The organism is Turicibacter faecis (assembly GCF_037076425.1).
GTDB classification, from domain to species: Bacteria; Bacillota_I; Bacilli_A; order MOL361; family Turicibacteraceae; genus Turicibacter; species Turicibacter faecis.
Map to the genome: position 1 here is coordinate 304,864 of NZ_AP028127.1, position 24,608 is coordinate 329,471.

Annotated in this window: 24 protein-coding genes; 20 read left to right on the forward strand and 4 right to left on the reverse strand. The window is 34.9% G+C overall.

What is annotated here, in order from left to right:
- Window positions 1–23: 23 nt before the first annotated feature.
- The 8 genes from secG (at window position 24) to AACH31_RS01560 (ending at window position 9,279) form a co-directional block, all read left to right on the forward strand.
- The gene (gene secG / locus AACH31_RS01525) at window positions 24–254 is read left to right on the forward strand and encodes a preprotein translocase subunit SecG (protein WP_161831806.1); all 231 of its coding nucleotides are present in this window, start codon (window positions 24–26) and stop codon (window positions 252–254) included.
- A 317-nt stretch (window positions 255–571) separates the two neighbouring features.
- Window positions 572–2,902, forward strand: coding sequence for a ribonuclease R (gene rnr / locus AACH31_RS01530; protein WP_161831807.1), 2,331 nt, complete (start codon window positions 572–574; stop codon window positions 2,900–2,902).
- Between the two features lie 36 nt (window positions 2,903–2,938).
- Window positions 2,939–4,432 carry a CapA family protein gene (locus tag AACH31_RS01535; protein WP_338617772.1) on the forward strand — a complete coding sequence of 498 codons (1,494 nt, stop codon included), beginning with the start codon at window positions 2,939–2,941 and terminating at the stop codon, window positions 4,430–4,432.
- Window positions 4,433–4,455: 23 nt separating this feature from the next.
- Window positions 4,456–4,923, forward strand: a complete 468-nt coding sequence (gene smpB, locus AACH31_RS01540) for an SsrA-binding protein SmpB (protein WP_161831809.1) — start codon at window positions 4,456–4,458, stop codon at window positions 4,921–4,923.
- A 386-nt stretch (window positions 4,924–5,309) separates the two neighbouring features.
- Window positions 5,310–5,711: a hypothetical protein gene (locus tag AACH31_RS01545; protein WP_161831810.1), complete on the forward strand. Its 402-nt coding sequence runs from the start codon at window positions 5,310–5,312 to the stop codon at window positions 5,709–5,711.
- Window positions 5,712–6,144: 433 nt separating this feature from the next.
- Window positions 6,145–6,669, forward strand: a complete 525-nt coding sequence (locus AACH31_RS01550; RefSeq protein ID WP_161831811.1) for a DUF4358 domain-containing protein — start codon at window positions 6,145–6,147, stop codon at window positions 6,667–6,669.
- A 61-nt stretch (window positions 6,670–6,730) separates the two neighbouring features.
- Window positions 6,731–8,143, forward strand: coding sequence for an MBOAT family O-acyltransferase (locus AACH31_RS01555; protein ID WP_161831812.1), 1,413 nt, complete (start codon window positions 6,731–6,733; stop codon window positions 8,141–8,143).
- Between the two features lie 14 nt (window positions 8,144–8,157).
- Window positions 8,158–9,279 carry a DHHW family protein gene (locus tag AACH31_RS01560; protein ID WP_161831813.1) on the forward strand — a complete coding sequence of 374 codons (1,122 nt, stop codon included), beginning with the start codon at window positions 8,158–8,160 and terminating at the stop codon, window positions 9,277–9,279.
- A 152-nt stretch (window positions 9,280–9,431) separates the two neighbouring features.
- On the opposite strand, the gene AACH31_RS01565 is transcribed toward AACH31_RS01560, so the two are convergent.
- The 3 genes from AACH31_RS01565 to AACH31_RS01575 all read right to left on the reverse strand — a co-directional run bounded on the left by AACH31_RS01565 (window position 9,432) and on the right by AACH31_RS01575 (window position 12,135).
- Complete coding sequence (locus AACH31_RS01565) at window positions 9,432–10,250, reverse strand: ABC transporter permease (RefSeq protein ID WP_161831814.1); 819 nt, start codon at window positions 10,248–10,250, stop codon at window positions 9,432–9,434.
- A complete protein-coding gene (locus tag AACH31_RS01570; protein ID WP_161831815.1) occupies window positions 10,234–10,992 on the reverse strand; it encodes an ABC transporter ATP-binding protein in 759 nt (252 codons plus the stop codon). Before AACH31_RS01570 ends, AACH31_RS01565 begins: the two co-directional genes overlap by 17 nt.
- 117 nt (window positions 10,993–11,109) lie before the next feature.
- On the reverse strand, window positions 11,110–12,135 hold the full coding sequence (locus AACH31_RS01575; protein WP_161831816.1) for an ABC transporter substrate-binding protein: 1,026 nt from the start codon (window positions 12,133–12,135) through the stop codon (window positions 11,110–11,112).
- Between the two features lie 322 nt (window positions 12,136–12,457).
- On the opposite strand from AACH31_RS01575, the gene AACH31_RS01580 reads away from it, so the two are divergent.
- The 10 genes from AACH31_RS01580 (at window position 12,458) to AACH31_RS01625 (ending at window position 21,072) form a co-directional block, all read left to right on the forward strand.
- Window positions 12,458–13,498 (forward strand): ABC transporter ATP-binding protein, encoded by a 1,041-nt coding sequence (locus tag AACH31_RS01580; RefSeq protein ID WP_161831817.1) that lies wholly within the window; start codon window positions 12,458–12,460, stop codon window positions 13,496–13,498.
- A gap of 9 nt (window positions 13,499–13,507) precedes the next feature.
- Window positions 13,508–14,425 (forward strand): carbohydrate ABC transporter permease, encoded by a 918-nt coding sequence (locus AACH31_RS01585; RefSeq protein WP_161831818.1) that lies wholly within the window; start codon window positions 13,508–13,510, stop codon window positions 14,423–14,425.
- A gap of 18 nt (window positions 14,426–14,443) precedes the next feature.
- A complete protein-coding gene (locus AACH31_RS01590; RefSeq protein ID WP_262950718.1) occupies window positions 14,444–15,286 on the forward strand; it encodes a carbohydrate ABC transporter permease in 843 nt (280 codons plus the stop codon).
- Between the two features lie 95 nt (window positions 15,287–15,381).
- Window positions 15,382–16,698, forward strand: coding sequence for an ABC transporter substrate-binding protein (locus tag AACH31_RS01595; RefSeq protein WP_161831820.1), 1,317 nt, complete (start codon window positions 15,382–15,384; stop codon window positions 16,696–16,698).
- Between the two features lie 62 nt (window positions 16,699–16,760).
- A complete protein-coding gene (locus AACH31_RS01600; protein ID WP_262950719.1) occupies window positions 16,761–17,702 on the forward strand; it encodes a DHH family phosphoesterase in 942 nt (313 codons plus the stop codon).
- An 11-nt stretch (window positions 17,703–17,713) separates the two neighbouring features.
- Window positions 17,714–18,430: a 5'/3'-nucleotidase SurE gene (gene surE / locus AACH31_RS01605; RefSeq protein ID WP_161831822.1), complete on the forward strand. Its 717-nt coding sequence runs from the start codon at window positions 17,714–17,716 to the stop codon at window positions 18,428–18,430.
- A 435-nt stretch (window positions 18,431–18,865) separates the two neighbouring features.
- Window positions 18,866–19,180 (forward strand): helix-turn-helix domain-containing protein, encoded by a 315-nt coding sequence (locus AACH31_RS01610; RefSeq protein ID WP_262950720.1) that lies wholly within the window; start codon window positions 18,866–18,868, stop codon window positions 19,178–19,180.
- 586 nt (window positions 19,181–19,766) lie between these two features.
- Complete coding sequence (locus tag AACH31_RS01615) at window positions 19,767–20,162, forward strand: rhodanese-like domain-containing protein (RefSeq protein ID WP_161831824.1); 396 nt, start codon at window positions 19,767–19,769, stop codon at window positions 20,160–20,162.
- A 136-nt stretch (window positions 20,163–20,298) separates the two neighbouring features.
- Window positions 20,299–20,550, forward strand: coding sequence for a hypothetical protein (locus AACH31_RS01620; protein ID WP_161831825.1), 252 nt, complete (start codon window positions 20,299–20,301; stop codon window positions 20,548–20,550).
- A 66-nt stretch (window positions 20,551–20,616) separates the two neighbouring features.
- Window positions 20,617–21,072 carry a hypothetical protein gene (locus AACH31_RS01625; protein WP_338617778.1) on the forward strand — a complete coding sequence of 152 codons (456 nt, stop codon included), beginning with the start codon at window positions 20,617–20,619 and terminating at the stop codon, window positions 21,070–21,072.
- Between the two features lie 115 nt (window positions 21,073–21,187).
- Here AACH31_RS01625 and trhA read toward each other — a convergent pair whose 3' ends face one another.
- A complete protein-coding gene (trhA, locus tag AACH31_RS01630) occupies window positions 21,188–21,835 on the reverse strand; it encodes a PAQR family membrane homeostasis protein TrhA (RefSeq protein ID WP_161831827.1) in 648 nt (215 codons plus the stop codon).
- A gap of 304 nt (window positions 21,836–22,139) precedes the next feature.
- Here trhA and AACH31_RS01635 point away from each other — a divergent pair, with 304 nt between their 5' ends.
- The gene (locus tag AACH31_RS01635) at window positions 22,140–23,537 is read left to right on the forward strand and encodes a flotillin family protein (RefSeq protein WP_161831828.1); all 1,398 of its coding nucleotides are present in this window, start codon (window positions 22,140–22,142) and stop codon (window positions 23,535–23,537) included.
- Window positions 23,538–23,707: 170 nt separating this feature from the next.
- Complete coding sequence (locus tag AACH31_RS01640) at window positions 23,708–24,517, forward strand: M15 family metallopeptidase (protein ID WP_262950277.1); 810 nt, start codon at window positions 23,708–23,710, stop codon at window positions 24,515–24,517.
- Window positions 24,518–24,608: the final 91 nt, after the last annotated feature.

Sequence of the window (24,608 nt, forward strand, 5' to 3'; positions counted from 1 at the left end):
TTATAGTATAAGGAGGGTTTAGGATGTTTCAATATGGCGTAGTAGATATTCTATTTATGATTGTTTCTGTAATCCTAATTATTTTGGTAGCCTTACAAAGTTCTAAACAGGGGTTAAGTGATTCTCTTTCAGGTGGTAATAGCGAGTTATTTAAAAATCAAAAGGAACGCGGAGCAGAGGTATACGTTGTTCGAGCAACATATATTTGTTCAATTGCCTTTTTAGTTTTAGGATTAATGGTTTTTATGAAATAATTGTGGGCTCATATTCAAAATGAATATGAGTTTTTTTATTGAATGAAGTAGGATATGAATAGGATTTAAAAGTTAAGGATGCGGTTAAACTCTTTTTCGTAAGGTAGAGCTTGAGGGGAATAGAGGTAATGGATGAGCCCTTTTTATAAAAATTGGGTAAATTTTTTAGAGTAGGGAATAATAGTGATATAAAATAGACCTATTTGTATAAACTAGTGATAGGATAGGTTTGGTTAGTTTATCTATTCGTAGTAAAAAATGGTTAAATGTTTATGGAGTTATGATAGAATATAAGTTATGAGTTGGAGGTGTGCTATTTGCGCAATACAGTATTAGAGTTATTAGGATCGAGTCACTATGAGGCAATGACGATTGATGAATTAGTGGATTATTTACAGATTGATGATTCAAAGTCTTTTAAGGAATTTGTTAAATTGATGGTATCTCTTGAAGATGAAGGGATCGTGGTGCGTTCAAAAAATGATCGATATGATTTGGCGCGTGAGTTAGGTTATTATAAAGGAATTATTTCTATTCACCCCAAAGGATTTGGGTTTGTTGAAATTGAAGATATGGATGACGTTTATGTTCGAAGTGAGGATTTAAACGGGGCGTTACACAAGGATACGGTACTCGTAAAAATTTTACCAAGTTCAAAAGGTGATAGTTTAGAAGGTGAAATTACTCAGGTTCTTGAACGAGGAATGACGGATTTTATTGGGACGTATTATGAAATCAAACAGGTTGGCTATGTTAAACCGGACAATTCACGCTATCAGGCTGTTGTGGCAATTCCTAAAAATAAAACGAAGGGTGCTGTTAAAGACCATAAGGTGCGTGTTCGTATTATAGACTATTTAGAGAATAATGTGGTGAAAGCAGAAGTCACTGAAATTTTAGGACATAAAAATGATCCGGGAATTGATATTTTATCGGTTGTGTATAAGTATGATATTGTTCCCGAATTTAGTAAAGAGGCATTAGAACAGGCGGAGCAAATTCCGAGTGAACCTGATTATGATAGTTATAAAGGACGCCGTGATTTACGAGGGGAAACGATCGTTACAATCGATGGGGATGACGCGAAGGATTTAGATGATGCTGTCCATGTTCGTATGCTTGAAAATGGGAATTATTTATTAGGAGTCTCAATTGCCGATGTTTCTTACTATGTGACTGAGGGATCACCTCTTGATCGAGAAGCCTTCTTTAGAGGAACGAGTGTCTACTTGGTTGACCGTGTGATTCCTATGATTCCACATCGTTTATCAAATGGAATTTGTTCATTAAATCCACAGGTTGATCGTTTAACAATCACGTGTGAGATGGAAATTTCTCCAAAAGGTGAAGTCGTTAACCACGAAATTTTCCCTTCTATTATAAAGACAACTGAACGGATGACTTATAATCACGTTAATCGCATTTTAATTGATGAAGATCCACAATTATGCGAGCGCTACAAGGAGTTAGTTCCGACTTTTAAAATGATGTATGAACTTTCTCAAATTTTACGTCAACGTCGTCATGATCGAGGATCAATCGATTTCGATTTAGAAGAGTCAAAAATTATTGTGGATGAATATGGATTCCCAGTTGACGTGGTTCTTCGTGAACGAGAAATCGCGGAACGAATTATCGAAGATTTTATGCTAGCGGCAAATGAGACAGTGGCAGAACATTTTCACTGGATGGATGTTCCGTTTATTTATCGTGTGCATGAACATCCAAAACCAGAAAAGTTAGAACGTTTCTATAAATTAGCACGTGCATTAGGTTATGAGATTAAGGGAACGAAGGAACATGTTCATCCAAAAGCTTTACAGATGATTACAGAAGCGGTACATGGTAAACCAGAACATGCAGCCATTAATACGATGATGCTTCGTTCGTTACAAAAGGCACGGTACAGTGAGGAGAGTCTGGGCCATTTCGGATTGGCGGCCGAGTTTTACACACATTTCACTTCCCCAATTCGACGTTATCCGGACTTAGTTGTTCATCGATTAATTCGACGTTATTTATTTGACCAAGATTTATCGAAAGAAACCCTTGCTTATTATTCAGCGGTCATGCCTGAAATTGGTGAACAGACATCTAAGCGTGAACGGGATGCAATTGATGCAGAGCGCGAAGTAGAGGATATGAAAAAGGCGGAATACATGACTCAATTTATTGATGAAGAGTTTGAAGGGATTATTTCTTCAGTCACTAAGTGGGGAATGTATGTGGAGTTGCCAAATACCGTAGAGGGTCTTGTTCATGTGAATGATTTAACAGATGATTACTATGAGTTTGATGAGGATAATTTGGCTCTAATTGGGCGTCGAACTAAAACGGTGTACAAAATAGGGGATAAAGTTAAAGTTATCGTTTTAGCAGCTAGTAAAGAAGAACGTACGATTGACTTCCAGTTAGTAGGAATGAGTAAAAGCCGTCAAAAACGCGGATTTAAACGAATTGATACACGGGAAGTGTCACGTAAAGGGCGCTCAAAGGATCGTTCACGTGATAGAAAAGGAGGTAACCGTGATTATCGTCCTGTTCGTTCGCGTAAAACGAATAAATCAACGGATACTAACTTTAAAAATCCAAAACCAAAACGTAAAAAAACGAATGCTACTTCAAATGGCAAGTTGAAAAAGAAGTAATAGGTTATCGATTGAAAGGGAGCAAGGAAAGTCATGATGAAGAAATTGAAATCAATTAATTGGCGTAATGTTATCTTATTTTTATTCGTCATGGTTGGTTTATTAGTATTAGCCCAATCGTTCGTCTTACCAGACATGGTTGGTTGGGATGTTGAACGTGTGAAACACTATGAATCGGGTAATGATATAACGATTGATTACCGCTCTGTTTATTCGGATACAGTTGCCTATGGGACTGTTACCGAACAAGAAAAGTGCGGTAAAGAACAAAAATGCGATGTCATTTTAACCTTTTCTAAAGGAAAAGATGTGTCGAGTCAGTCTGAGGAAGAGGTTAAAGCATATATAGATGAGTTAATCGCTAGTCAATTGATTGATTCTAAACAAGTTGTATATAATGAACCAGAATACTCAAATGAGGTAAATCAGGGGTATCCTATTAGTTATGATGCCGAACCTTATGAAGAAAAAATTAGAATTACCTTTTCTAAGGGACCTGAGATTCATGTTTATGAGGCAAGCATGGTAGGTATTGGTGATATTTTGTTACATGACACGGTTTATAATGATTTCCGTGTAGAAGGAGAGGCATTTGACTTTGCGCCACTTTTTGAACATGTCAAACCTTATATTGATCCAGCTGATTTTGCCTTTGTTAATCAAGAAACAAACATTGGTGGGGTTGAGATTGGTCTATCGAGTTATCCTAATTTTAATAGCCCTTATGAAATTGCAAGGGATTTAATTAATATTGGATTTAATATGTTTTCACGTGCAAATAACCATACGTTAGATAAAGGTGAAGACGGAGTTTTAGCAGCTCAAAAACACTGGGAAACCTTTGAAGGAATTATTACGTCTGGATCGACGGATTCTGCAGAAAAAAGAGAACAGATTCCTGTTATTGAACAAAATGGAATTAAAGTTGCTTTATTATCTTATTCCTATGGGTTTAATGGACATCGTCTACCAGAGGATAAACCATACTTGGCCAATGAATTTGATTATGAAATTGCACGTTCTGATATAGAAAAAGCGAAAAGTGTGGCCGATTCTATTGTCGTATCGATGCACTGGGGAGTTGAATATTCAAATATTCCGAGTGAGATGCAAAAAGAACAGGCTCAATGGTTAGCCGATCAAGGCGTTCATATTATTTTAGGGACTCATCCTCATGTTTTACAACCTGTGGATTTATTAACAGGGCAACACGGAAACAAGACATTGGTTGCTTATTCGCTTGGAAATTTTGTTTCTGGACAAAAAGGTTTAGATCGCTTAGTCGGTGCTATTTTAAAATTTAATATTAAAAAGACGACAATTGGAAATGTAACGACGATTGAGATTGAACACCCTCAGTTAATGCCAACTTATAATTATGCAAAACAAGCTGGACAAGAATACGATGTTATTCCATTGATTGATTCCGATCAGGCAGAGTACTTTGAGACAGTAAGGGCGTTAATGGAGACTTATTCATCAACAGTTGAAGTAGTAGAGTATATTACTTATGATAAGGTAGAGCAATAAAGTTTTTATAAGGTGGTGTAATAATGCCAAAAGGCGTGGGATCAACAATAGCACAGAATAAAAAAGCGGGGCATGATTATTTTATTGAAGATACGTTTGAAGCGGGACTTGTACTACAAGGGACAGAAATTAAATCTATCCGTGCTGGAAAGGTTAATTTACGGGATTCATTTGTTAGGATCGATCGTAATGAGGCATTTGTTCACAACATGCATATTTCGCATTATGAGCAAGGTAATCGTTTTAATCATGATCCGTTACGTACCCGAAAGTTATTGTTACATAAAAAGGAAATTGATCGTTTAATTGGCGTTCAAAAAATGGGAGGATACTCATTAATTCCTTTAAAGTTATATATCAAGGATGGCTATGCTAAATTATTGTTTGGAGTTGCTAAAGGTAAGAAAAATTATGATAAACGTCAAGACCTTAAAGCAAAGGACGCTAATCGTCAAATCGAAAAGGCCTTACGTGATCGACAAAAGTATTAAAATTAAAAAAGTCAGTATTTCTTTTTAAGAATGAAATGCTGACTTTTTTTATAGATTAGTAGCGGCATTTGAATTTTATAGTTATCATAAATAGTAGACCAATCAGTTAACTATATTTTCACTTAAAGGGTTGTTAGATTGATCGATTAAACAGAAAATCATATATTTGAAAAGAGGCTTAATTCCCTGATGGACGGGAGAGTAGGAGAGAAACTTTAAGGATACGAAAGTTATAGCGGATGATAGCGATGTATTACAGAAGGAGAGGTTATATGGTGGATAGTTATTAATTATAAGTAAGATACATATTTATAAATGAAGGGGCATATAATGTTTGAGGTAGTGCCTATAGGAGTAGGCATCGTCAGAGAATAAGGGGGGAGAATATGTTAAAAACTGAAACACTTAACATCATCGAGTTTAATAATGGTCAGTTTAAGAAACCAGTTTTGATTAGATATACTATTGTCATTCATTCGAATGAGCCGAAACCTTATGATGAAGATGCCTTAAATTTAATTAGTTTTCTTAAGAGTTTACCCGAACAATTTGAAACGGTTGAATTGGTCTATCAGGTTGCAGACGCAAAGGTAACAAATTTAGTCCGTCAAAAGATTGTGGTGAAGGTTGATGAAAACATCTACTCAACTTATGTTTTAGATGATGATTTAGACTTATTTTTTAATTTGTTAAGGTTATTTAAAAACTATGAGTATGATGTTGAAGGGGAGGAGCAAAGTGTTAATCCAATAAGATTGGCTGTTGCCCTAAAAAATTATCAAATTTAATGATCCCCAAAAAAGGTCCTGTTTCATTGAGAAGGATCTTTTTTTATCTGCTCCTTTTATAGATTAAGTGATCAAGGTAATCGTTTTAATGAAATAATCGTACTTATTCGGAGGATAAATCAAATGATAGACGAGGCTAGTGCGAGAAATTTATTAGCAAAGAAAGAAGTCCCTACGGGTTCCATTTATAAAATCAAGGTGTTTGTTTATAAGGTTTTTACGTAAACCCAATAAGGGACTTTAATAGATACTGATGGACGTTTAAGGAATATCCACAAGCGATAAAGGATCATTCTTGATTGAGAAATAAAAAAAGGGTGGAAATAATGTTATTATTTATTTAAATAATGGAACACTATTAATGAATAAATCGTCTAATTAAACGAATAGAAATTTGTTAATCAAATCGAATCACTTCATGGAGGAATCAAAGATGAAAAACTTAAAGTTAATGTTAGTGGCCTTATTAATGATTGTATTAACTGTCGGATGTAGTAAGGACAAACAAGAAACACCTTCTTCGGGTGAAGTATCGCCTAAGGAAGTTATTAATCAAATCCAAGCCGAACTTGCAAAAGCATACGATGTAAGTTTAGAAGATGGGGTTTTACCAGGATATGCGTTAATCGATATGACAAATCAAGATGAAATGGCGATGTATGAAGGAATTTTTAATCCAGAAGATATTAAGTCAGGATATATTTTACAAAACTTAATGAATGTTAGATCAGAATTAATTATGGTTGCTGAAGGAAAAGATGCGAAAGCGACAGAAAGTATTAAATCATCTTATGAAAAAGTTTTATCAAATCAAGAAGCTACATGGTCAACTTATTTACCTGATCAATATGAATTGGTAAAAAACAATAAAATAAAAACAAAAGGAAATTATATTTTATATGTAACAAGTGAAGAGTCTGAAAAAATTATTAAACTTTTTGAAAAGGCTGTTAAATAAAATAAAGAGTTAGATTGGGGATAACCCAATCTTCTTTTTATATGAAAGGAGATGATAATGAATGGTTTTTAGTAGTTTAGTTTTTCTATTTGTTTTTTTACCCCTTACGCTACTTCTCTACTTCAGTGTGCCTCGAAGGTTAAGAAATACTATTTTATTAATCGTGAGTCTTATTTTTTATGCCTGGGGAGAGCCAATTTATATTATTTTAATGCTTTTCTCTACGGTGACAGACTTTGTACACGGCCTATTAGTAGAGAGGTACAGGAATCAACCTAAAAAAGCTAAGCTTGTGGTGTTGTCTTCGATTACTATTAATTTAGGGTTATTAGTGTTTTTTAAATATTCTACGTTCTTATTAACTAATATTAACTTATTATTTCACACAAATTTTTATATTCCCCAAATGTCCTTACCGATAGGAATTTCCTTTTATACCTTTCAAACGATGTCCTATACGATTGATGTGTTCAGACAGGAAGCTAAGGCAAAGAAAAATATGATTGATTTAGGAGCCTATGTCACCATGTTTCCACAGCTTATCGCGGGACCAATCGTTCGATATCAAACGATTGCAAATCAGTTAGATCATCGAGTAGAGAGTGAAGATCTCTTTGCCAAAGGAATTTGGCGTTTTACCATTGGGTTAGGTAAAAAGGTGTTATTGGCTAATAATATAGGATTACTATGGAATCAAATACAATTAACAGAGATGAGTGATTTATCAATTGTAATGGCATGGCTTGGATTAGTGGCTTTTGGATTTCAAATTTACTTTGATTTCAGTGGATATTCTGATATGGCTATTGGTCTTGGCTACTTATTTGGATTCGAATTATTAGAAAACTTTAATTATCCCTACATCTCACAAAGTATTACCGAGTTTTGGCGACGATGGCATATTTCGTTAGGATCATGGTTTAGAGACTATGTGTATATTCCATTAGGCGGAAATCGTAAGGGTAAAAAAAGAATGTATTTGAATTTGTTTATTGTTTGGATGTTAACGGGATTGTGGCATGGGGCAAGTTGGAATTTTGTGTTATGGGGCTTATACTTTGGAATCTTAATCATCATAGAAAAGGCCTTTTTGCTCTTTTGGTTATCACGTGCTCCTCGCTGGATGCGGCATGTCTATACAATTATTTTATTACTGATTGGATGGGGACTTTTTGCGTTTGAGGACTTTCATCAATTAATCAATTATTTTACGGTGCTTTTTGGATTAAGGAACGCGACATGGGTTAACCAGGAAACACTCTATTATTTAAGCCAAAATATCATTCTTTTCGTTCTCTTAACGATCGCTTCTACTCCTATGATTCGTCTAATTGGGCAAAAACTATTTAATAGCCCATATGGTTCAGTAATTAAAGCATTCATCGTTCCTATGATTTGTTTATTGATTTTAATTGCCTCAACGGCCTATTTAGTCGACTCATCTTATAATCCATTTTTATATTTTAGGTTTTAAGGAAGGATAGCTATATGAACAAATTAACGAACCGATTAATCAGTTTTACTTTTTTAATCTTTATTTTTGGATTTTCCCTCCTTAATTTATTGACGCCAGATCGCGAAAAGTCAGAATCAGAGAATCGATTGCTTCAGCAATTTCCGCACTTTTCTTTAGATCGTCTATTGTCAGGGGATTATACAAGGGATTTTGATAAATACATGACGGATCAATTTGTTTTAAAAGACCACTGGGTTGGTTTAAAATCGGATTTTGAACAATTCGTCCACAAAAGTGAGAATAATGGTGTGTACTTTGGAAAGGATGGTTATTTATTAGAAAAGTTTTCTGATAAAGGAGAGTATTTTGATATTAATTTACAGGCCATTAATTCTTTTCACAACAAAATGGAGCAACTAAATACAACGGTGATGCTTGTTCCAACAGCAGTTAAGATTTATGAGGATAAACTCCCTCTTTTTGCCCCAACATATGATCAGGAAAAAATGTTGTCCCAGGCGCAGGATGAATTGAAGGTTCACCTGGTCGATGTCATGCCTATTTTAATGGAGCATAAAGAAGAAGCTATTTATTATAGGACGGATCATCATTGGACCACGCTAGGTGCCTTTTATGCGTATCAACAATTGTTGAAAGAATGGGGAATTAATCCTTATTTGGATTATCACGTAGAGACTGTTACGCACAATTTTTATGGGACGCACTATTTTAAAGCAAATGATCATCGCTTAAAACCGGATGAGATTCATGTGTACTATCCGAATCACCCCGTTGACTTTTCACTAACTTTTCCGGGAACAGGGGAGTCATTAGATGGATTATATAATTATGATTATTTAGATCAGCGAGACAAATATTCTCTGTTTATCAACGGGAATCAAGCTTTGACGGTGATTAAGAGTAATGTTGAAAATGGTCAAAAATTAGTGATGTTTAAGGACTCTTATGCCCATAATTTTGTCCCATTTCTCGCCATGCATTTTGAGGAAATACATTTAATCGATTTACGCTATTTTAATTTAAATCCGTATGATTATATAAGAGAACATGAATTTACTCAGGCATTATTTTTATATAATTTATCGAGCTTTGGAACAGATTCTACGATTAAAAAGTTAAAGGCCTATCATTAAAAAAGGAAGAAGGAACAATTTGTGTTCCTCCTTCCTTTTATCAAATAAATTCGGATATAGAAAAATCTATTGAGTAAGATTAAGACTCGTTTTCTTTCCTTCATGACTATAAACGAGGAGAGGTTCATGAGAGGGTAGTCGTCAACGGGCACTTATTTTTTTGTACTTTGTTTTTTTCTTAAATAGGTTTCAAGAAGGTTGACCCCTTGATACATAATAAGGGTAAGGATGGATAGAACGAAGACGCCCATCATGACAACATTTAATTTGAAAACTTGTCCCCCGTAAACGATAAGATATCCAATTCCCGCTTTAGAGGCGATGAATTCTCCGACGATGACACCGACCCAGGTCATACCGATATTAATTTTTAAAAGATTAATCATATTAATTCCGTTAGCGGGTAAAATGAGTTTGGTGAGAATTTGCCATTTATTTGCCCCGAAACTTTGCATGAGCTTGATTTTATCGGGATCCACCGTTACGAAATAATTATAAGCAGACATAATCGTGACGGTAATTGAGGTAATCACAGCAATGACAATAATTCCTTTCATGCTAGCGCCGACCCAAACAATTAAAATAGGGGCAAGTGCTGTTTTAGGAAGCGCATTTAGGACAACGAGGAAAGGGTCAAAGATTTTAGCGAGTTTATCTGACCACCATAAACAAATCGCAATAAATAACCCCCCAATTGTTCCGATGACTAAACCAATTAAGGTTTCAAAGAGGGAAATTCCAATATGTCTAAATATTTCTCCCGTTTCAATATATTTAATTAATAAGAACCAAATGGCAGAAGGTTTACTCACAAAGAAGTCATCAATCCATCCAATCGTGGCTGCAACTTCCCAAAGAATTAAGAAAATGAGACACGATAAAAGTTGAATCCATAAAATATGCCGGGCCTCTTTTTTGATATTTTTTAAATAGCTAAGGTAACCAGCTGAGCCTTTACTGTCTTTTTTCATCATTTTGCAACTCCTTCCAGAATAAATCGAAGTAATGTTGGAATTCGGGAGCCGTTCGTGCATTGAATGGCGTTTTTTCACCATCTAATGTTAAGTGAATTTGGTGAACACTCTGAATAGTTGTTGGACGGTGACTCAAAACAGCAACAGTATCAGCGAGTGAAATAGCTTCTGAAATGTCGTGGGTAACAAGAATAGCAGTTTTATTTTCTTTCTTAATGATTTTATAGATATCGTCTGTAACGGTTAGTCTCGTTTGAAAATCAAGCCCTGAGAAAGATTCATCTAACAATAGGATATCAGGATTGAGGGCAAGCGTTCGAATTAGAGCGGCACGTTGTTTCATTCCCCCTGAAAGTTCCCGTGGAAAATTATTTCTGAATTCCCATAAATCATAAATTTGTAATAGCCTTTGTATTTCTACTTTCGTTTTATCATCTAGCTTATGTTGAATTTCCAGACCAAGTGTAATATTTTTCATAATGGTTCGCCACTCAAAAAGTTGATCTTTTTGAAACATATAGCCAATTTTTTTTCCGTGGGTATCGATAGATCCTGCAGTAGGTTCTAAAAGTCCGGCAATTATATTTAAGATAGTTGATTTTCCGCATCCTGAAGGCCCGAGTAACACTAAAATTTCGCCTTCCTTTACAGAAAAGTTGATATCTTTGAGAATTTGACGTTCTTCATCTAAGGAGTAGAAATCTTTGTAGATATGATTCACATCGAGTATGTTTGACATATAATGACACCTCCATTTTGCGCATATGTCATACTATATCATATTAAAAATAAAGCGGTTTGTACCTAAAAAAGGATTTAACTCCGAATCATCGAGGTTAAATCCTTTTTTATGACGTTATTTTATAGATTCAACTGCATGTTCAGCATAACTTGTATCCACGATAACATCGTAAGGTGCACGTTGATCAAGTTGTCCAGCTTCCTCCATGACTGTCATGAGGTTATTTAGACTTTCCTCTTTTAAAATAGGGGTTTCTGCCCATGCATCAATTGATTTATATCGATTAACAACAGTGACTAAATCGTCATACTCCATTTCGCTAAAGAATCCATGGATTGAGGTTGCGATTTCTTCACTACTGTGTGAAGCGACCCATTGTTGCGCTTTGTAGATGGCATTTGTAAAGGCCTGGATTTGATCACCATTTTCGTTCATATAAGAAGCTGTCGTACTGTAGCAAGTGTAAGGGATGTTATCCACTTGTTCCCCAATAGAAGCTACAATATAACCTTTCCCTTCATTTTCCATAGAAGTTGCTAAAGGTTCAAATAAGGTTACATAATCCGCATCTAGTCCAGTAAATGCGCCTGCCATTGCATCAAAGGCAATATCTGTTCGGACATTGACTTCTGCATTTTTATCATCAGGGCGTGCATCTAAACCTTTTGATTTAAGGACATATTCAAGCGTCATTTCAGGAACGCCACCTTTACGTCCACCAATGATTTCAGATCCTTTTAGACTATCGAATGTAAAATTAGGATTAGGATTTTTAGATACTAAGAAACTTCCATCGCGTTGTGTTAATTGAGCAAAGTTGATTGGAATATCCTTTCCACCTTCGTTATAAACATAGATGGTTGCTTCAGGTCCCATAAACCCAACCTGAACTTCACCAGAAATGAGGGCTGCCATTGCTTTGTCAGCTCCACCAGCATTTGTTAATTCTACCTCTAAGCCTTCTTCCTCGAAAAATCCTTCGCTCATGGCTACATAACTAGGGGCATAAAAGACAGAGTGAGTTACTTCTGCTACCTTAATTTTTGTTAATGAACTTGTATCCTTTTGACAACCGGCTAAGAGACCTGTAAATACAAATAATAATATAAAGAACGATAGAAAACATTTGAAATTTTTCATAATATCCTCCTTATTACCGACACATTATTTCTCGGTCTAAGATAGTTTATTAAGGAGTGGGCGAAAGTGTGATTAATCGTAAAGAATTAATAAAAAAATATTTGTTTATTATAATAATTTTATTATTGGGCATAATTGTAAGAGAGTGAAAAAACAATCTGCATAGTTCGACAGTTATTGAAGGATATCTCTATTTTTTTAGGGAATTTTGTTGACTTAAACTACCATTATTCTTTAGAATACTAAATGAATGCAAAAAAATTATAAAAGTATCCCTATAAGTTGAGTCGTAAACGGATGCATATTTTTGGAGGTTAGTTCAATGGAAGTAAGATTAGAGGGCATTACAAAGAGCTTTGGCGATTTTACCGCAGTTAACAACTTGAATGTCACAATTGACGATGGAACATTAGCAGGACTTTTAGGCCCATCGGGTTGTGGGAAATCGACAACACTGTACATGATTGCAGGATTAGAAAAACCAACAAGTGGACGTATTTATTTTGGTGATGAAGATGTAACGGATTTACCACCAGAAAAACGTGGAATTGGACTGGTATTCCAAAACTACGCATTATATCCACATATGACAGTCCGTCAAAACATTATGTTTCCTTTAGAAAATGCTAAAGTTCCTAAAGCGGAAGCATTAAAGACTGCCCAAGAAATGGCTGATTTAGTTCAAATTGGTCACCTTATGGATAGAAAGCCGGGAGAATTATCAGGAGGACAGCAACAACGTGTGGCAATTGCTCGTGCTATTGCTAAAAAACCACGCGTATTGTTATTAGACGAACCATTATCAAATCTTGATGCTCGCTTACGTTTAGAGACGCGAGAAGAAATTCGCCGTATCCAACAAGAAACGGGTATTACTACTATTTTCGTAACTCATGATCAAGAAGAAGCTATGAGTATTACGGATACAATCGTTTTAATGAAGGACGGGGTATTACAACAAAAAGAGGCGCCTCAAGAGATGTACCGTAAACCAGCTAATCAGTTCGTCGCTTCATTTATGGGAACGCCACCGATGGGATTTTTAACAGGTAAAGTTGAAAATCATAAAATTATGATTGGTTCATCTGTTTTAAGTGAAATGGAGGCTGCAGATGGTGAAGTAATCATTGGGGTGCGCCCAGAATCATGGCGTTTATCAGAGCATGAAGGAATGGATGCGACGGTAACGATGGTAGAGGTTATTGGACGTGATACTTTAATGACAGTTGAAGTTGAAGGACAAAAAATTCGTTGCTTAATTGATTCAGATTATGAAGTGAAAGTTTCAGATAAAGTTAAACTGGCTGTAAAACCACAAGCCATTCATTTATTTGATAAAACTTCAGGTCATCGTTTAGGGTAGGTGTATAAAATGAAAAATAAAACCAATCTCTCAAATGCGACTAAAACTACGATTAAACAAAACTTTTTAGGTTATTTATATTTATTACCAACCCTCATCATCACACTGATCTTTGTTGTGTATCCATTAGTAATGTCATTTCGTATGGGATTTTACGAAAGATATAATTACTATACTGACGAAGGAAGTGGATTTGGATTATCAACATTTCAGTTTGTTTTAACAGACGCTAATTTTCAAAAAGCGTTAATGAATACTTTTTTAATTGTTGTTATCGCAGTACCTGTTTCGATGATTATTGCGTTGGCCATTGCTTTACTTTTAAATTCAGGAATTAAGGCGAGTAAGTTTTTTCAAGCAATTTATTTCTTACCTTATGTAACGTCTGTTATTGCAATCGGAATCGTTTGGAGTTGGTTATTCCATAGTGATTTTGGATACATTAATCAATTTTTAGGGTTATTCGGAGTACAGCCGATTCAATGGTTAAACGATCCGAAGATGGCCATTTGGGCCCTTATTATCTTTAATATTTGGAGTGGATTAGCATTTAAAATTGTTATCTTCTTATCAGGATTGCAAAATATCGATCCCCAATATTATAAAGCGGCGCAGATAGATGGAACACCTAAATGGAAGGTTTTCACACGTATTACGTTGCCACTTTTATCACCGACTGTGTTTTTCTTAACAATTACGTCTGTTATCGGAAGTTTTAAAGTCTATAATGAGGTATTCGCCTTATTTGGTGGTAAACCTGGCCCAGCTAATAGCTGTATGACTGTCGTATATTACATTTATGATATGTTTTATGGATCTTCTCAAGTACATAAAGCAGCAGCGGCATCAATTATCTTATTTGTAATTATCTTGATTATTACAGGTATTCAAATGTTGTTAAGTAAAAAATTAGTTCACTATAAATAAAAATAGGGAGTGTACAGAGTGGAAAGTAATACAAAAAAAATTACGTCAGTTTGGGCCAAAGTACTCATTTATGCAGCGCTCATTTTAGGGGCATTGGTGATGCTTTTCCCATTTATTTTCATGCTTTTAACATCATTAAAAACATATGGTGAGTCAATCTCTGTGCCACCTAAAATTTTTCCAGCGGTGGCACAATTCGAAAATTATAAAACGGCAATGGAAATGGCTCCTTTCGATATTTATTTTAAAAATACGTTAATTTCTTCAGTTGGAAATACTATTTTAACGTTATTTGTAACGATTTTCGCGGCTTTTTCATTTACACGCTATAAATTTTTCGGAAGTAATACTATTTTTACGCTTTTATTAGCGACGATGATGGTTCCAGGTGAAATGTTAATTATTCAAAATTATCAAACGGTTTCAACGTTGGGTTGGATTGATACATTTCAAGGGTTAATTATTCCTTATATTGCAAATGTTTTTTATATTTTCTTATTAAGACAATATTTCATGCAAATACCGGAACAATTATATAAGGCAGCAAAAATTGATGGATGTAGTGATTGGAAATACTTATGGAAAATCATGATTCCTAATACGATTAGTGCGATCGTAACGATTGCTATCTTAAATTTCATTGCAAGTTGGAATGCCTTCTTATGGCCATTATTAATTACAAATAATGATAAAATGCGTGTTTTAACGATTGGGTTAACACATTTTACAAATGAATCGGGTTCACAAGTTCATTTGCAAATGGCAGCAGCAACAATTATTATTATTCCAGTTGCAATCATTTACTTATTCTTACAAAAATATATTATTAGCGGAGTGACTCGTGGAGGATTAAAAGGGTAGTCTCCCCTAATAACATCAATGGTGAGTATAAAAGGAAGATTCCTTTATACATATAAATATATCATTCAATGTAAATTGAATAGGAGGTCTAAACCGTGAAGAAATTAATGTTATCATTATCTCTTGTTGCTGGTTTAACATCCCTTGTCGCATGTTCCTCAAAGGATAACAAACAACCAGAAAAAGAACAATCAGAAATTGTTACAACTATTGAAAATCCTGTAACCATTGAATTTTGGCATGCTATGGCAGGAACAAATCAGGAAGCTGTAGAAAAATTAGTTGCAGATTTTAATGCTACCGTTGGAGCAGAAAAGAAAATTACAGTTAAACCTGTTTACCAAGGTCAATATACCGATTTAAAAACAAAAACAACAGCTGCTTTAAAATCTGGATCGGTTCCAGCTATCGCGCAAGCTTATCCAGACTGGGTAGCTGAATATTTACAATCAGGTTCTGTTGTGGATTTAGATCCGTATATTAATGATGGAAAAGTGGGAATCAAAGATTTCGATGACATTATTAAATCTTACCGTGAAGAAAATAGCCAATATGAAGGTGGAAAATTCTATTCACTTCCATTTAATAAATCAACAGAAGTTTTATATTACAATAAAAAATTCTTTGATGAAAATGGTTTAAAAGTTCCTACAACTTGGGATGAAGTAGAAGAAGTTTCTGCTAAAATTCATGAGTTAACGGGAAAAACAGCATTTGGTATTGACGCACCTGCAAACTATTTCATCACGATGGTTCAACAATACGGTGGTAAATATACAAATTCTAAAGGAGATATTTTATTCGCCGAAGATGGAGCAAAAGCAGCTAAAGAAGCATTAGAGTTATTAAAACGTAATGCAGACGCTGGATATTGGCGCTTACCAGGGGAAGATAAATATTTATCAGGACCTTTTATGAGTGAATTACTTTATATGTATACGGGTTCAACAGCTGGATACTCTCACATTGCAACAGCTGACTTTGAAGTAGGAATTGCTCCAATGCCTCAAGTTTCTGATGAAACAGGAGCGGTTATTCAACAAGGAACAAACGTTGTTGTATTTGATCAAAACAAATCAAAAGAAGAAGTTTATGCTGCTTATGAGTTTGCTAAATATTTATCATCATATGAAGGAAACTTATTATTTGCAACTGAAACATCATATCTTCCAATCCGTGAGTCAGTTGTTGCATCTGATGCTTACCAAAATTATGTTGTAGAATCAAATGATCAAACAAAAATTGTAGGGCCTGAACAAGCAAAATATTTCTTCTATGACCCATCATTCTATAAAGATGCATACTCTTCATACAACGTACGTATGGCAGTTGAAAAAGCAGTAGAATCAGTTGTGTTAAATGGAGTTTCTCCAGAACAGGCAATTGAAGAAGCGGTTAATTCTTTAAAATAATAGTAGTTTAGAATAGGGGTAGGCAACTATCCCTATTTTTTATATCGTAGGAGATGATTATTATGGATATTACCCAGCAAATTGTTAATAAGATAGAAGAGTTTGAAACCATTATTATTCACCGACATGTGATTCCGGATGGAGATGCATATGGTTCATCGTTTGGACTATACGAAATTATTAAAACAACTTTTCCAAATAAAAAAGTATACATTGTAGGGGAAGAACTTGACTACTTACGCTACATTGGGGTTACTGATAAGATTGAGGATGAAACTTATCAGGGGGCTCTAGTTATTGTTACAGATACACCGAATGCGGCACGAATCTCTGATGAACGTTGGAAATTAGGGGCTTATAAAATAAAAATTGATCATCATCCATTTACAGATGAATTTGCGGATATTGAATGGATTGATACTTCTTATACTTCAACATGTGAAATGATTACACATTTATTAATAAAATGTCATTTGAAAATTAATGCGAATGGGGCCCGCTGTTTATACAATGGAATCGTATCGGATAGTGGACGATTTTTATTCAGGGGGGTTTCACCTCAGACATTAAAATATGCATCAGAGCTATTGAAGTATAATTTTGATATGGTAGAGCTGTATGCCCAAATGTATACGCAGTCTAAAGAAATGGTACGATTTAAAGGGTATACTCTTTTAAATTTTGAGGAGACTGAACACGGAGTTGCTTATGTTAAGTTAACTGATCAATTATTAAAACAGTTAAAGGTTTCAGAGAATTCGGCTTCATCTCAAGTTAACACATTAGCGAACATTGAAGGAATAAAAATATGGGCCTTTTTTGTTGAGGATAAAGACTCAGGAGTTATTAGAGTTAACCTTCGATCAAGCGGTGCTGCTGTTAATGAGGTTGCTAAAAAATATGGCGGTGGTGGCCATATTCAAGCGGCAGGTGCTCGGGTAGAAGCATGGGCGACTGTTAATGAAATTATTGAAGATTTAAATGCCCTGGCGGCGCAAAATTAGGAGAGGATAAGATGAAGATTTTAATTACAAATGATGACGGAATTTCTGCCCCTGGGATTGGCAAACTTGCTAAGTTAGCTTCCCATTATGGTGAGGTGTATGTTGTTGCTCCCCATCATAACAACAGTGCTGTCGGTCATGGAATTACGATGAGGCGTTCCTTAAAATCTTATTCAACCTTGATGGAGGGCACTCAGTTAGCGGTAAGTATCGATGGGACTCCAGCTGATTGTGTAAAATATGCAACGGCACATTTAAAAATAATTCCTGATTTAGTCCTATCAGGGATAAATGATGAAAGGAACGTTGGGACAGATGTATTGTACTCGGGTACAGTATCTGGTGCAATTGAGGCCAATCTCTGTGGGTATCCAGCTATGGCTATTTCGACAACAGATTCTAACTTTGACGTTGTAGTTACCTATTTGCCTGAAATTTTAAATAAATTACTGGAGCGTCCGTTACGATCAGATACTACAATAAATATTAATTTTCCTTCGTTGGCCCATCCTAAAGGAGTTAAAATTACAACCGTTGGGATAAGTCGTTATGAGGAGGTTTATGTCGAGGATTCGGAGGGACATCGTTTGTCTGGTCCTTTGTTAGATATTGATCAGTCAGAAGAGACTGATGTGAAGTCTATTATGAAGGGATACATAACGATTTCTCCACTTAAATTTAAACTAGACGATGATGAACAAATCAATGAGTTAAAAAATATTTTTTAATACGCATAATATCCAATTCCTGAGAAATTATTTCCCAGGAATTTTTTTATAGGCATGGGTTTAACTCTTTTTTATCTAATAAAAATTAGTATGATGTATACCAGTTGCCTTGTTTTCTCATTAATAACTCCTCTAAAAACGGAAATTAATGAGGTTTTATTGAAGAATGATGTCTTTTATTGCATCTTTCCATAGGATGAGAAAAAAATTTAGTTGAAAATATGAGATTTTAGAAGAAAAAAGGGATTAACGTCAAGGAATAATAACGATTATTTTCTCGTAAATTGGAAATAATGAGGGTCATGTGAGAAAAATAATAGGGTGTCAGATGTTTAGAGACGGGGGGATTTATCATGTTAATTTAGGTTGCTTGTGGCAACGACTATCTCCTTATACAATGGGTTTAGTGATGGAGTAAAAAGGAGGTTAACAAATATGTTAAATGAAAATATTAAGTTAATGAGACAGTCAAGGGGATTATCTCAAGAGAAACTAGCTCGTGAGTTAAAAGTAGTACGTCAAACAGTTTCAAAATGGGAACGGGGATTATCAGTTCCTGATTCCGAAATGTTGATTTCTATATCAGCAATTTTAGAAACAAACGTAAGTGTTTTATTAGGTGAAACGGTTAGGGTATCCAAGATTGAAATGAATGAAGACCTACTAGCTATTTCAAAAAAACTAGAGGATATAAATTTGCAACTCGTGCAAATTAAAGTCTCAAGAAGAAAAAAATTCGATGGTTATTGATCTCCCTCGTTATTATTATTTTGATTATTTTTATTGTGCTATTCTTATTAAAGAGTCCTTACCTTGGTTGGGACTATAGTCATCCAGAAACGGTCGTGGTCGGTGTCCTCTTCCATATCTTCGAATGGTTATTTATTAGATTATCGCCACTTATTTTCATTGGAGCAATTATGGGGATTTTCCTTAAAAAGAAAAACGCATAAGATTATGATGTCATTTGAAAAAGGATGATAAAGCAGAAAAAGTGGAATAGTGGCAATTTGTTTAAGAAAAGGCATTCATTTATTAATGAAATTCTCGCCTTTTTCTTTTTTAGGTGAATTTAAAAAGTTCAATTTAAATTAAGTTTAAATATGTTTTTAATAACTACTCTTTTCAAGTCAATCGTAGGGAGCAATAAAGGGGAATATTTCATTTTAAAATAATAGATTCCCTTTTTATTTGTATTAGATAGTCTCTTGCCTCATAAGAGAGATGGAGTATCATATTAAAGGCAATAAATATATGAAATTTCATAGTCACAAGAGAATATTTTTATCTTCCCTTTTCATACTAATAGTAATGATTAGAAATGGGTGTGACATTAATGACATTTTCCAAAATTAATAGACTAACTCTTTTACTTTTTTTCTTTTTATTTTCTTTTACGCCAGTAGAATACAGGGATATATCTGCAAATGCCCATCAGAATCAAGGCATTCTCTATTTATCTAAGGCGGAAGCTGAAAAAATGGCAAATGATACACGAAACAATCTATTAGTAGATGTTCGAAATCACGCGGAATATCTTCAGTTCCATTTGGATCATGCAATTAATATTCCGATGTCTGAATTAAATGAACATTTGAATGAGTTAGAGCCGTATAAGGAGAAAAACATTATTATTTATTGCCAAAAGGGAACACGTAGCAAATATGTAGCTCAACAATTAAATTCTTTAGGCTATAAGCATTTATATGTGATTATGAATGGCGTTAATTGATCAAATAGAATCATCCAAATTTTTGGATGATTTTTTTTATTTTATACGCTAATTTTAGGATAAAATACTAACAAAAATTCGACTTTTTAATATAGTATATTGTAAAGCTCAAGGGAAACCGAAAGGAGGAGATAACATGGAAGGATGGCAGTCCTATGCTATAACCAATGAAATAAAAGGAGCCAATACCTTTAAATCTTCTCATCAATTTGAGCCAAACCCCAATTCTACTCATTCAATGGATAGTTTTGGGTACTTAAGAGGTGACACCCCAGTCATTGTAACAAGAATCGGAAATCATTATTATCATCATCACTATGTGTATGTTCCCATTATGCAGAATAATATCGAGTATTATTCAAATGAGATAAATACTCCAATGCGGTAACTAAACAGATGTGGGAGGTAGTAATGAACGACAAAATACAGTTAACATTAAAGGAGATAAGAAACTATGAAAAGAAACGATTATACACGTATGCAAGAAGGAACAGAATGGTATACTGAAGGTATGGAAGAAAATTACTTCGACTTTAATCAAGAATATGAAGCCGAAGAATGTGAATTTGAAGAGTTCAAAGGATGCGGTTGTCAACAACGTAAACCAGAAAAACCTATGAGAGGATGCGGATGCCAACAACGTAAACCTCAAATGGGATGCGGATGCGGACGTGAACGTCGTTGTAAAGTGATCGTTGAACCAACCGTATATTGTAGAACAGATAAAGAAGTTCATCATTGTGTAAAACATATTATTCCAGTTGTATGCAAAGAAGTAGAACATCATCATTATCATCATAACTATATTACTAAAACAGAAGTTGTGAAAGAATATGATCGTCGTGACCATGGACGTCGCCCTCAAGACGTGTGTAAAAAAGCAGGATGCAACGATAAATTCGACTGCTAATTATATAAAAGAACCTCTTAGCAAAAAAAGACTGAGTCAATTACTCAGTCTTTTTTGTTATATCTAAAAAGGCGTGTGGGAAGTAAACGTTGTTTAAGCGTCTTTTAGATACTGGTTATAGAACGTATAAGTAAATACAAAGGAAGTGATAAAGGCTTCCCATCATGATAAAGAGGTGAAATATTTCATGAAATCCCCAGTGTTTAAAGGATAAAGATTTTGGTTTTAGGGCGTAAATCACACCCCCAACAGTATAAAGCAACCCACCAAAGATTAAAAGAAATAATCCATTTGTACCTAAAGATAATAATAAAGGTTTAAAAACAAAAATAGCTAACCATCCCATCACAATATAGATTGTTGTAGAGATAACTCGAGGGCATTTAAACCAGGCTAATTTAAAGACGACGCCGAGTACGGCGAAGAGGCCAACGATACTAAATAAGATCCACCCTAATTTGTTATCTAGTGCAATTAGGCAAAAGGGAGTATAGGAACCTGCAATTAATATAAAGATCATACTGTGGTCGAGTCGTTGTAAAAAGTTAAGAACGTGATCAGATGAAATTACCATATGGTAAGTTGCAGAGGTAGCATACAGTAAAATCATACTTATTCCAAATATAATAACTGCTGTTAATTCAATCGAGGTCTTACCAGAAACGCATACCTTTGTAATCATAGCGATTAGTGCTAGTAAAGATAGGATAGCTCCTATAAGGTGAGTTAAACTATTAATGGGTTCGCGTATATAATTTCTCATTCTTGTTCCTCCTAACTATATAATCTAGTTTTTAATACTAGATAACGTGATAATAAAATTATATGTCTAATAGGTATCATTGTCAACTAACAATGTTGAAAGATGTTAAATCGTCCTAAAGGGACAGAATAAATATTATTTTGTTATAAAACCGATATTTTCATACTCTTTAATTTTTAAAATAGGTGATGCCTTCAACTATTTTATCTTATAAGTGAGGGGGTTAATAAGTAAACCTTAGTGTTCTATCTGGGGGAATATTGTCATATATTTATGATAAGGTTGGAATTGAGGAGGAGTGAAGATGATACCTATCATTATTTTTGTTGGGGTGTGTATTCTGTTGTTAATTGTATGGAAAAAGGCACCGCAGGATAAGGCGATTGTGGTGACGGGGTTAAAGCGTCGTGTTATTAGCGGAAGCGGGGGAATCGTGATTCCTTTTTTAGAACAAACGTCGCGAATTTCTTTAGAAAATATTAAGGTTGAAGTAAAGACACATGAATCACTTGATAGTAACGGTGTACCACTTGATACGGATGGGGTAGCTATTATTAAGGTTAATTCGGATCCCCGAAGTGTTTTGTTAGCAGTTGAACAGTTTAATACAGGACGTGAGAAGGAAACGATTAATGTTATTAAAGAAACGGTTCAAGATGTACTAGAAGGAAAGCTTCGGGAAATTGTCTCTAAAATGACAATTGAGGAAATTTATAAGGACCGCGAGATGTTCGCCAATGAGGTGGAAAATGTTGCAAAGGCGGATCTAGATAAGATGGGGCTTGAGATTAAAACATTTACGATTCGTGATATTGATGATACAAAGGGGTATTTAACAGCACTAGGAGCTAAACAAATTGCAGAAGTTAAGAAGAATGCTGCAATTGCGGAGGCTGAGGCTGAACGGGATAAAATGCAGAAAACTTCAGAGGCAAAGCGCCTTGGAACCGAAGCGCAGTTAAAAGCAGAAACGGAAATAGCTTTAGCTAAGAAAGAAAAAGAATTACGTATACAGGCTTATAAGGAAGAGGAGCAGAAGGCGCAGGCAAAAGCGGATTACGCGTACGAGGTTGAGCAGAATGTGGTGAAAAAGAGCGTGATTGAAGCTTTGAAAAATACTCAATTATTTGAGGAGCAACGCCAAACAGAGATTGCTGTTCAGCAGGCGATTAAACAGGAGAAAGAACTAGAGGCAACAGTTAGAAAGGTTGCAGAAGCCCAAAAGTATAAAGAAGAACAGGAAGCCGATGCAAAACGATATTCTATTATTAAAAGTGCGGAAGCTGAGGCAGAATCAATTCGCATTAAAGGTCAGGCGGAAGCGGAAGCAACGAAATTGAAGGGAGAAGCAACTGCACTAGCTATGAAGGCAGAGGCAGAAGCACTTCGTGAGAAAGCGGAGGCCTATAAACAATATAAAGAGGCGGCTATGGTCCAAATGATTGTCGATAAGTTGCCGGAAATTGCAAAAAATATAGCTGAACCTTTATCAAAAACAGAAAAAATGGTTATTATCGATAATGGTGATGGACGTGGTGCAGCAAAGGTTACCCAAAATATTACGAAAATGATGACAGAGGTTCCTGAAGTGGTCGAGGCATTAACTGGGGTTAACTTAGTGCAATTGATTTCTAATTTTCATCCAGTAAATAGCGATGATGATCATCAAGTGAATAATGAAGAGGTTTCTAACGGAGGATAATAATAATCTTGAAAATAGAATAGAAAATTCGTCTTTTTTATGAGTTTAATGACGAAAAAAAATACAATAATTGTCTAATTCTTTCGATAATTTAAACTAATTAGATTAATTTGTGATATACTAAAAGAAGATAAACAAATAGATGGGATAGGTAAGAAACGATGAAATGGATGGAGCTAGTACGTAAAAGAATTGAATTAAAATTTATTTTAGGATTAGTATTGATGGTCAGCGTTTTGAGTGTAAGTAATTATTTAACCATTTCTGGTGAAAGTGATGCGAAGTTATTAGAAGACTCTTCAAAGGTATCGCAGGTACGGGAAGATCAGGCAAAGGATGGAGAAAATCAATCTCTTGAAGAAGAAACGCAAGATAAACCTGGATTTTATGAAAACATTGTTACGGTTGCTGAAGGGGATGCAACACTTGTTTTAGTGAATAAAAATTATGCGTTGGATTCTAATTATGAGCCATATGACCTCGTATTACCTAATGTATTAACGGTTGGGGGAAACCGTAATCAATCAATCTATTTGCGTGAAGAGGCAGCTTTTTACCTTGAGCAATTATTTACGACTGCTCGTGAAGAGGCTGGTTTAATTCTCTTAGCACGTAGCGGTTATCGATCATATGATACTCAGGTTGCACTTTATCAACGTTATGTTTCAGAGAGTGGCCAAGAGGCAGCTGATAAATTTAGCGCAAGGGCTGGACATAGTGAACATCAGACGGGGTTAGCTATTGATGTGACGTCTGATAGTGTGGATGGTGACTTATCAATCTTATTTGGTGAAACGAACGAAGGAATATGGTTGAAAGAGAATGCCCATCGCTTTGGATTCATTATCCGTTATTTAGAAGGGCGCGAATCTGAAACAGGATATCAGTATGAACCCTGGCATTTACGTTATGTAGGAACTGAAGCAGCAACGGAAATTTATGAAAATAATTGGATATTAGAGCAATATTTAAACCAATAAAAAAACTACCCAATAATGGGTAGTTTTTTTGATTTAAAACAATATAGGAGTAGAAAAAACTACTGTTTTGACTTCATTTCTTAAAGAACGG

What these genes read in the sequence shown, in the direction of transcription:
- secG (WP_161831806.1), top strand. Translation starts at nt 24, where the DNA reads ATGTTTCAATATGGCGTAGTAGATATTCTATTTATGATTGTTTCTGTA.
- AACH31_RS01535 (WP_338617772.1), top strand. Translation starts at nt 2,939, where the DNA reads ATGAAGAAATTGAAATCAATTAATTGGCGTAATGTTATCTTATTTTTA.
- smpB (WP_161831809.1), top strand. Translation starts at nt 4,456, where the DNA reads ATGCCAAAAGGCGTGGGATCAACAATAGCACAGAATAAAAAAGCGGGG.
- AACH31_RS01545 (WP_161831810.1), top strand. Translation starts at nt 5,310, where the DNA reads ATGTTAAAAACTGAAACACTTAACATCATCGAGTTTAATAATGGTCAG.
- AACH31_RS01550 (WP_161831811.1), top strand. Translation starts at nt 6,145, where the DNA reads ATGAAAAACTTAAAGTTAATGTTAGTGGCCTTATTAATGATTGTATTA.
- AACH31_RS01555 (WP_161831812.1), top strand. Translation starts at nt 6,731, where the DNA reads ATGGTTTTTAGTAGTTTAGTTTTTCTATTTGTTTTTTTACCCCTTACG.
- AACH31_RS01560 (WP_161831813.1), top strand. Translation starts at nt 8,158, where the DNA reads ATGAACAAATTAACGAACCGATTAATCAGTTTTACTTTTTTAATCTTT.
- AACH31_RS01565 (WP_161831814.1), bottom strand. Translation starts at nt 10,250, where the DNA reads ATGAAAAAAGACAGTAAAGGCTCAGCTGGTTACCTTAGCTATTTAAAA.
- AACH31_RS01570 (WP_161831815.1), bottom strand. Translation starts at nt 10,992, where the DNA reads ATGTCAAACATACTCGATGTGAATCATATCTACAAAGATTTCTACTCC.
- AACH31_RS01575 (WP_161831816.1), bottom strand. Translation starts at nt 12,135, where the DNA reads ATGAAAAATTTCAAATGTTTTCTATCGTTCTTTATATTATTATTTGTA.
- AACH31_RS01580 (WP_161831817.1), top strand. Translation starts at nt 12,458, where the DNA reads ATGGAAGTAAGATTAGAGGGCATTACAAAGAGCTTTGGCGATTTTACC.
- AACH31_RS01585 (WP_161831818.1), top strand. Translation starts at nt 13,508, where the DNA reads ATGAAAAATAAAACCAATCTCTCAAATGCGACTAAAACTACGATTAAA.
- AACH31_RS01600 (WP_262950719.1), top strand. Translation starts at nt 16,761, where the DNA reads ATGGATATTACCCAGCAAATTGTTAATAAGATAGAAGAGTTTGAAACC.
- surE (WP_161831822.1), top strand. Translation starts at nt 17,714, where the DNA reads ATGAAGATTTTAATTACAAATGATGACGGAATTTCTGCCCCTGGGATT.
- AACH31_RS01610 (WP_262950720.1), top strand. Translation starts at nt 18,866, where the DNA reads ATGTTAAATGAAAATATTAAGTTAATGAGACAGTCAAGGGGATTATCT.
- AACH31_RS01615 (WP_161831824.1), top strand. Translation starts at nt 19,767, where the DNA reads ATGACATTTTCCAAAATTAATAGACTAACTCTTTTACTTTTTTTCTTT.
- AACH31_RS01620 (WP_161831825.1), top strand. Translation starts at nt 20,299, where the DNA reads ATGGAAGGATGGCAGTCCTATGCTATAACCAATGAAATAAAAGGAGCC.
- AACH31_RS01625 (WP_338617778.1), top strand. Translation starts at nt 20,617, where the DNA reads ATGAAAAGAAACGATTATACACGTATGCAAGAAGGAACAGAATGGTAT.
- trhA (WP_161831827.1), bottom strand. Translation starts at nt 21,835, where the DNA reads ATGAGAAATTATATACGCGAACCCATTAATAGTTTAACTCACCTTATA.
- AACH31_RS01635 (WP_161831828.1), top strand. Translation starts at nt 22,140, where the DNA reads ATGATACCTATCATTATTTTTGTTGGGGTGTGTATTCTGTTGTTAATT.
- AACH31_RS01640 (WP_262950277.1), top strand. Translation starts at nt 23,708, where the DNA reads ATGGAGCTAGTACGTAAAAGAATTGAATTAAAATTTATTTTAGGATTA.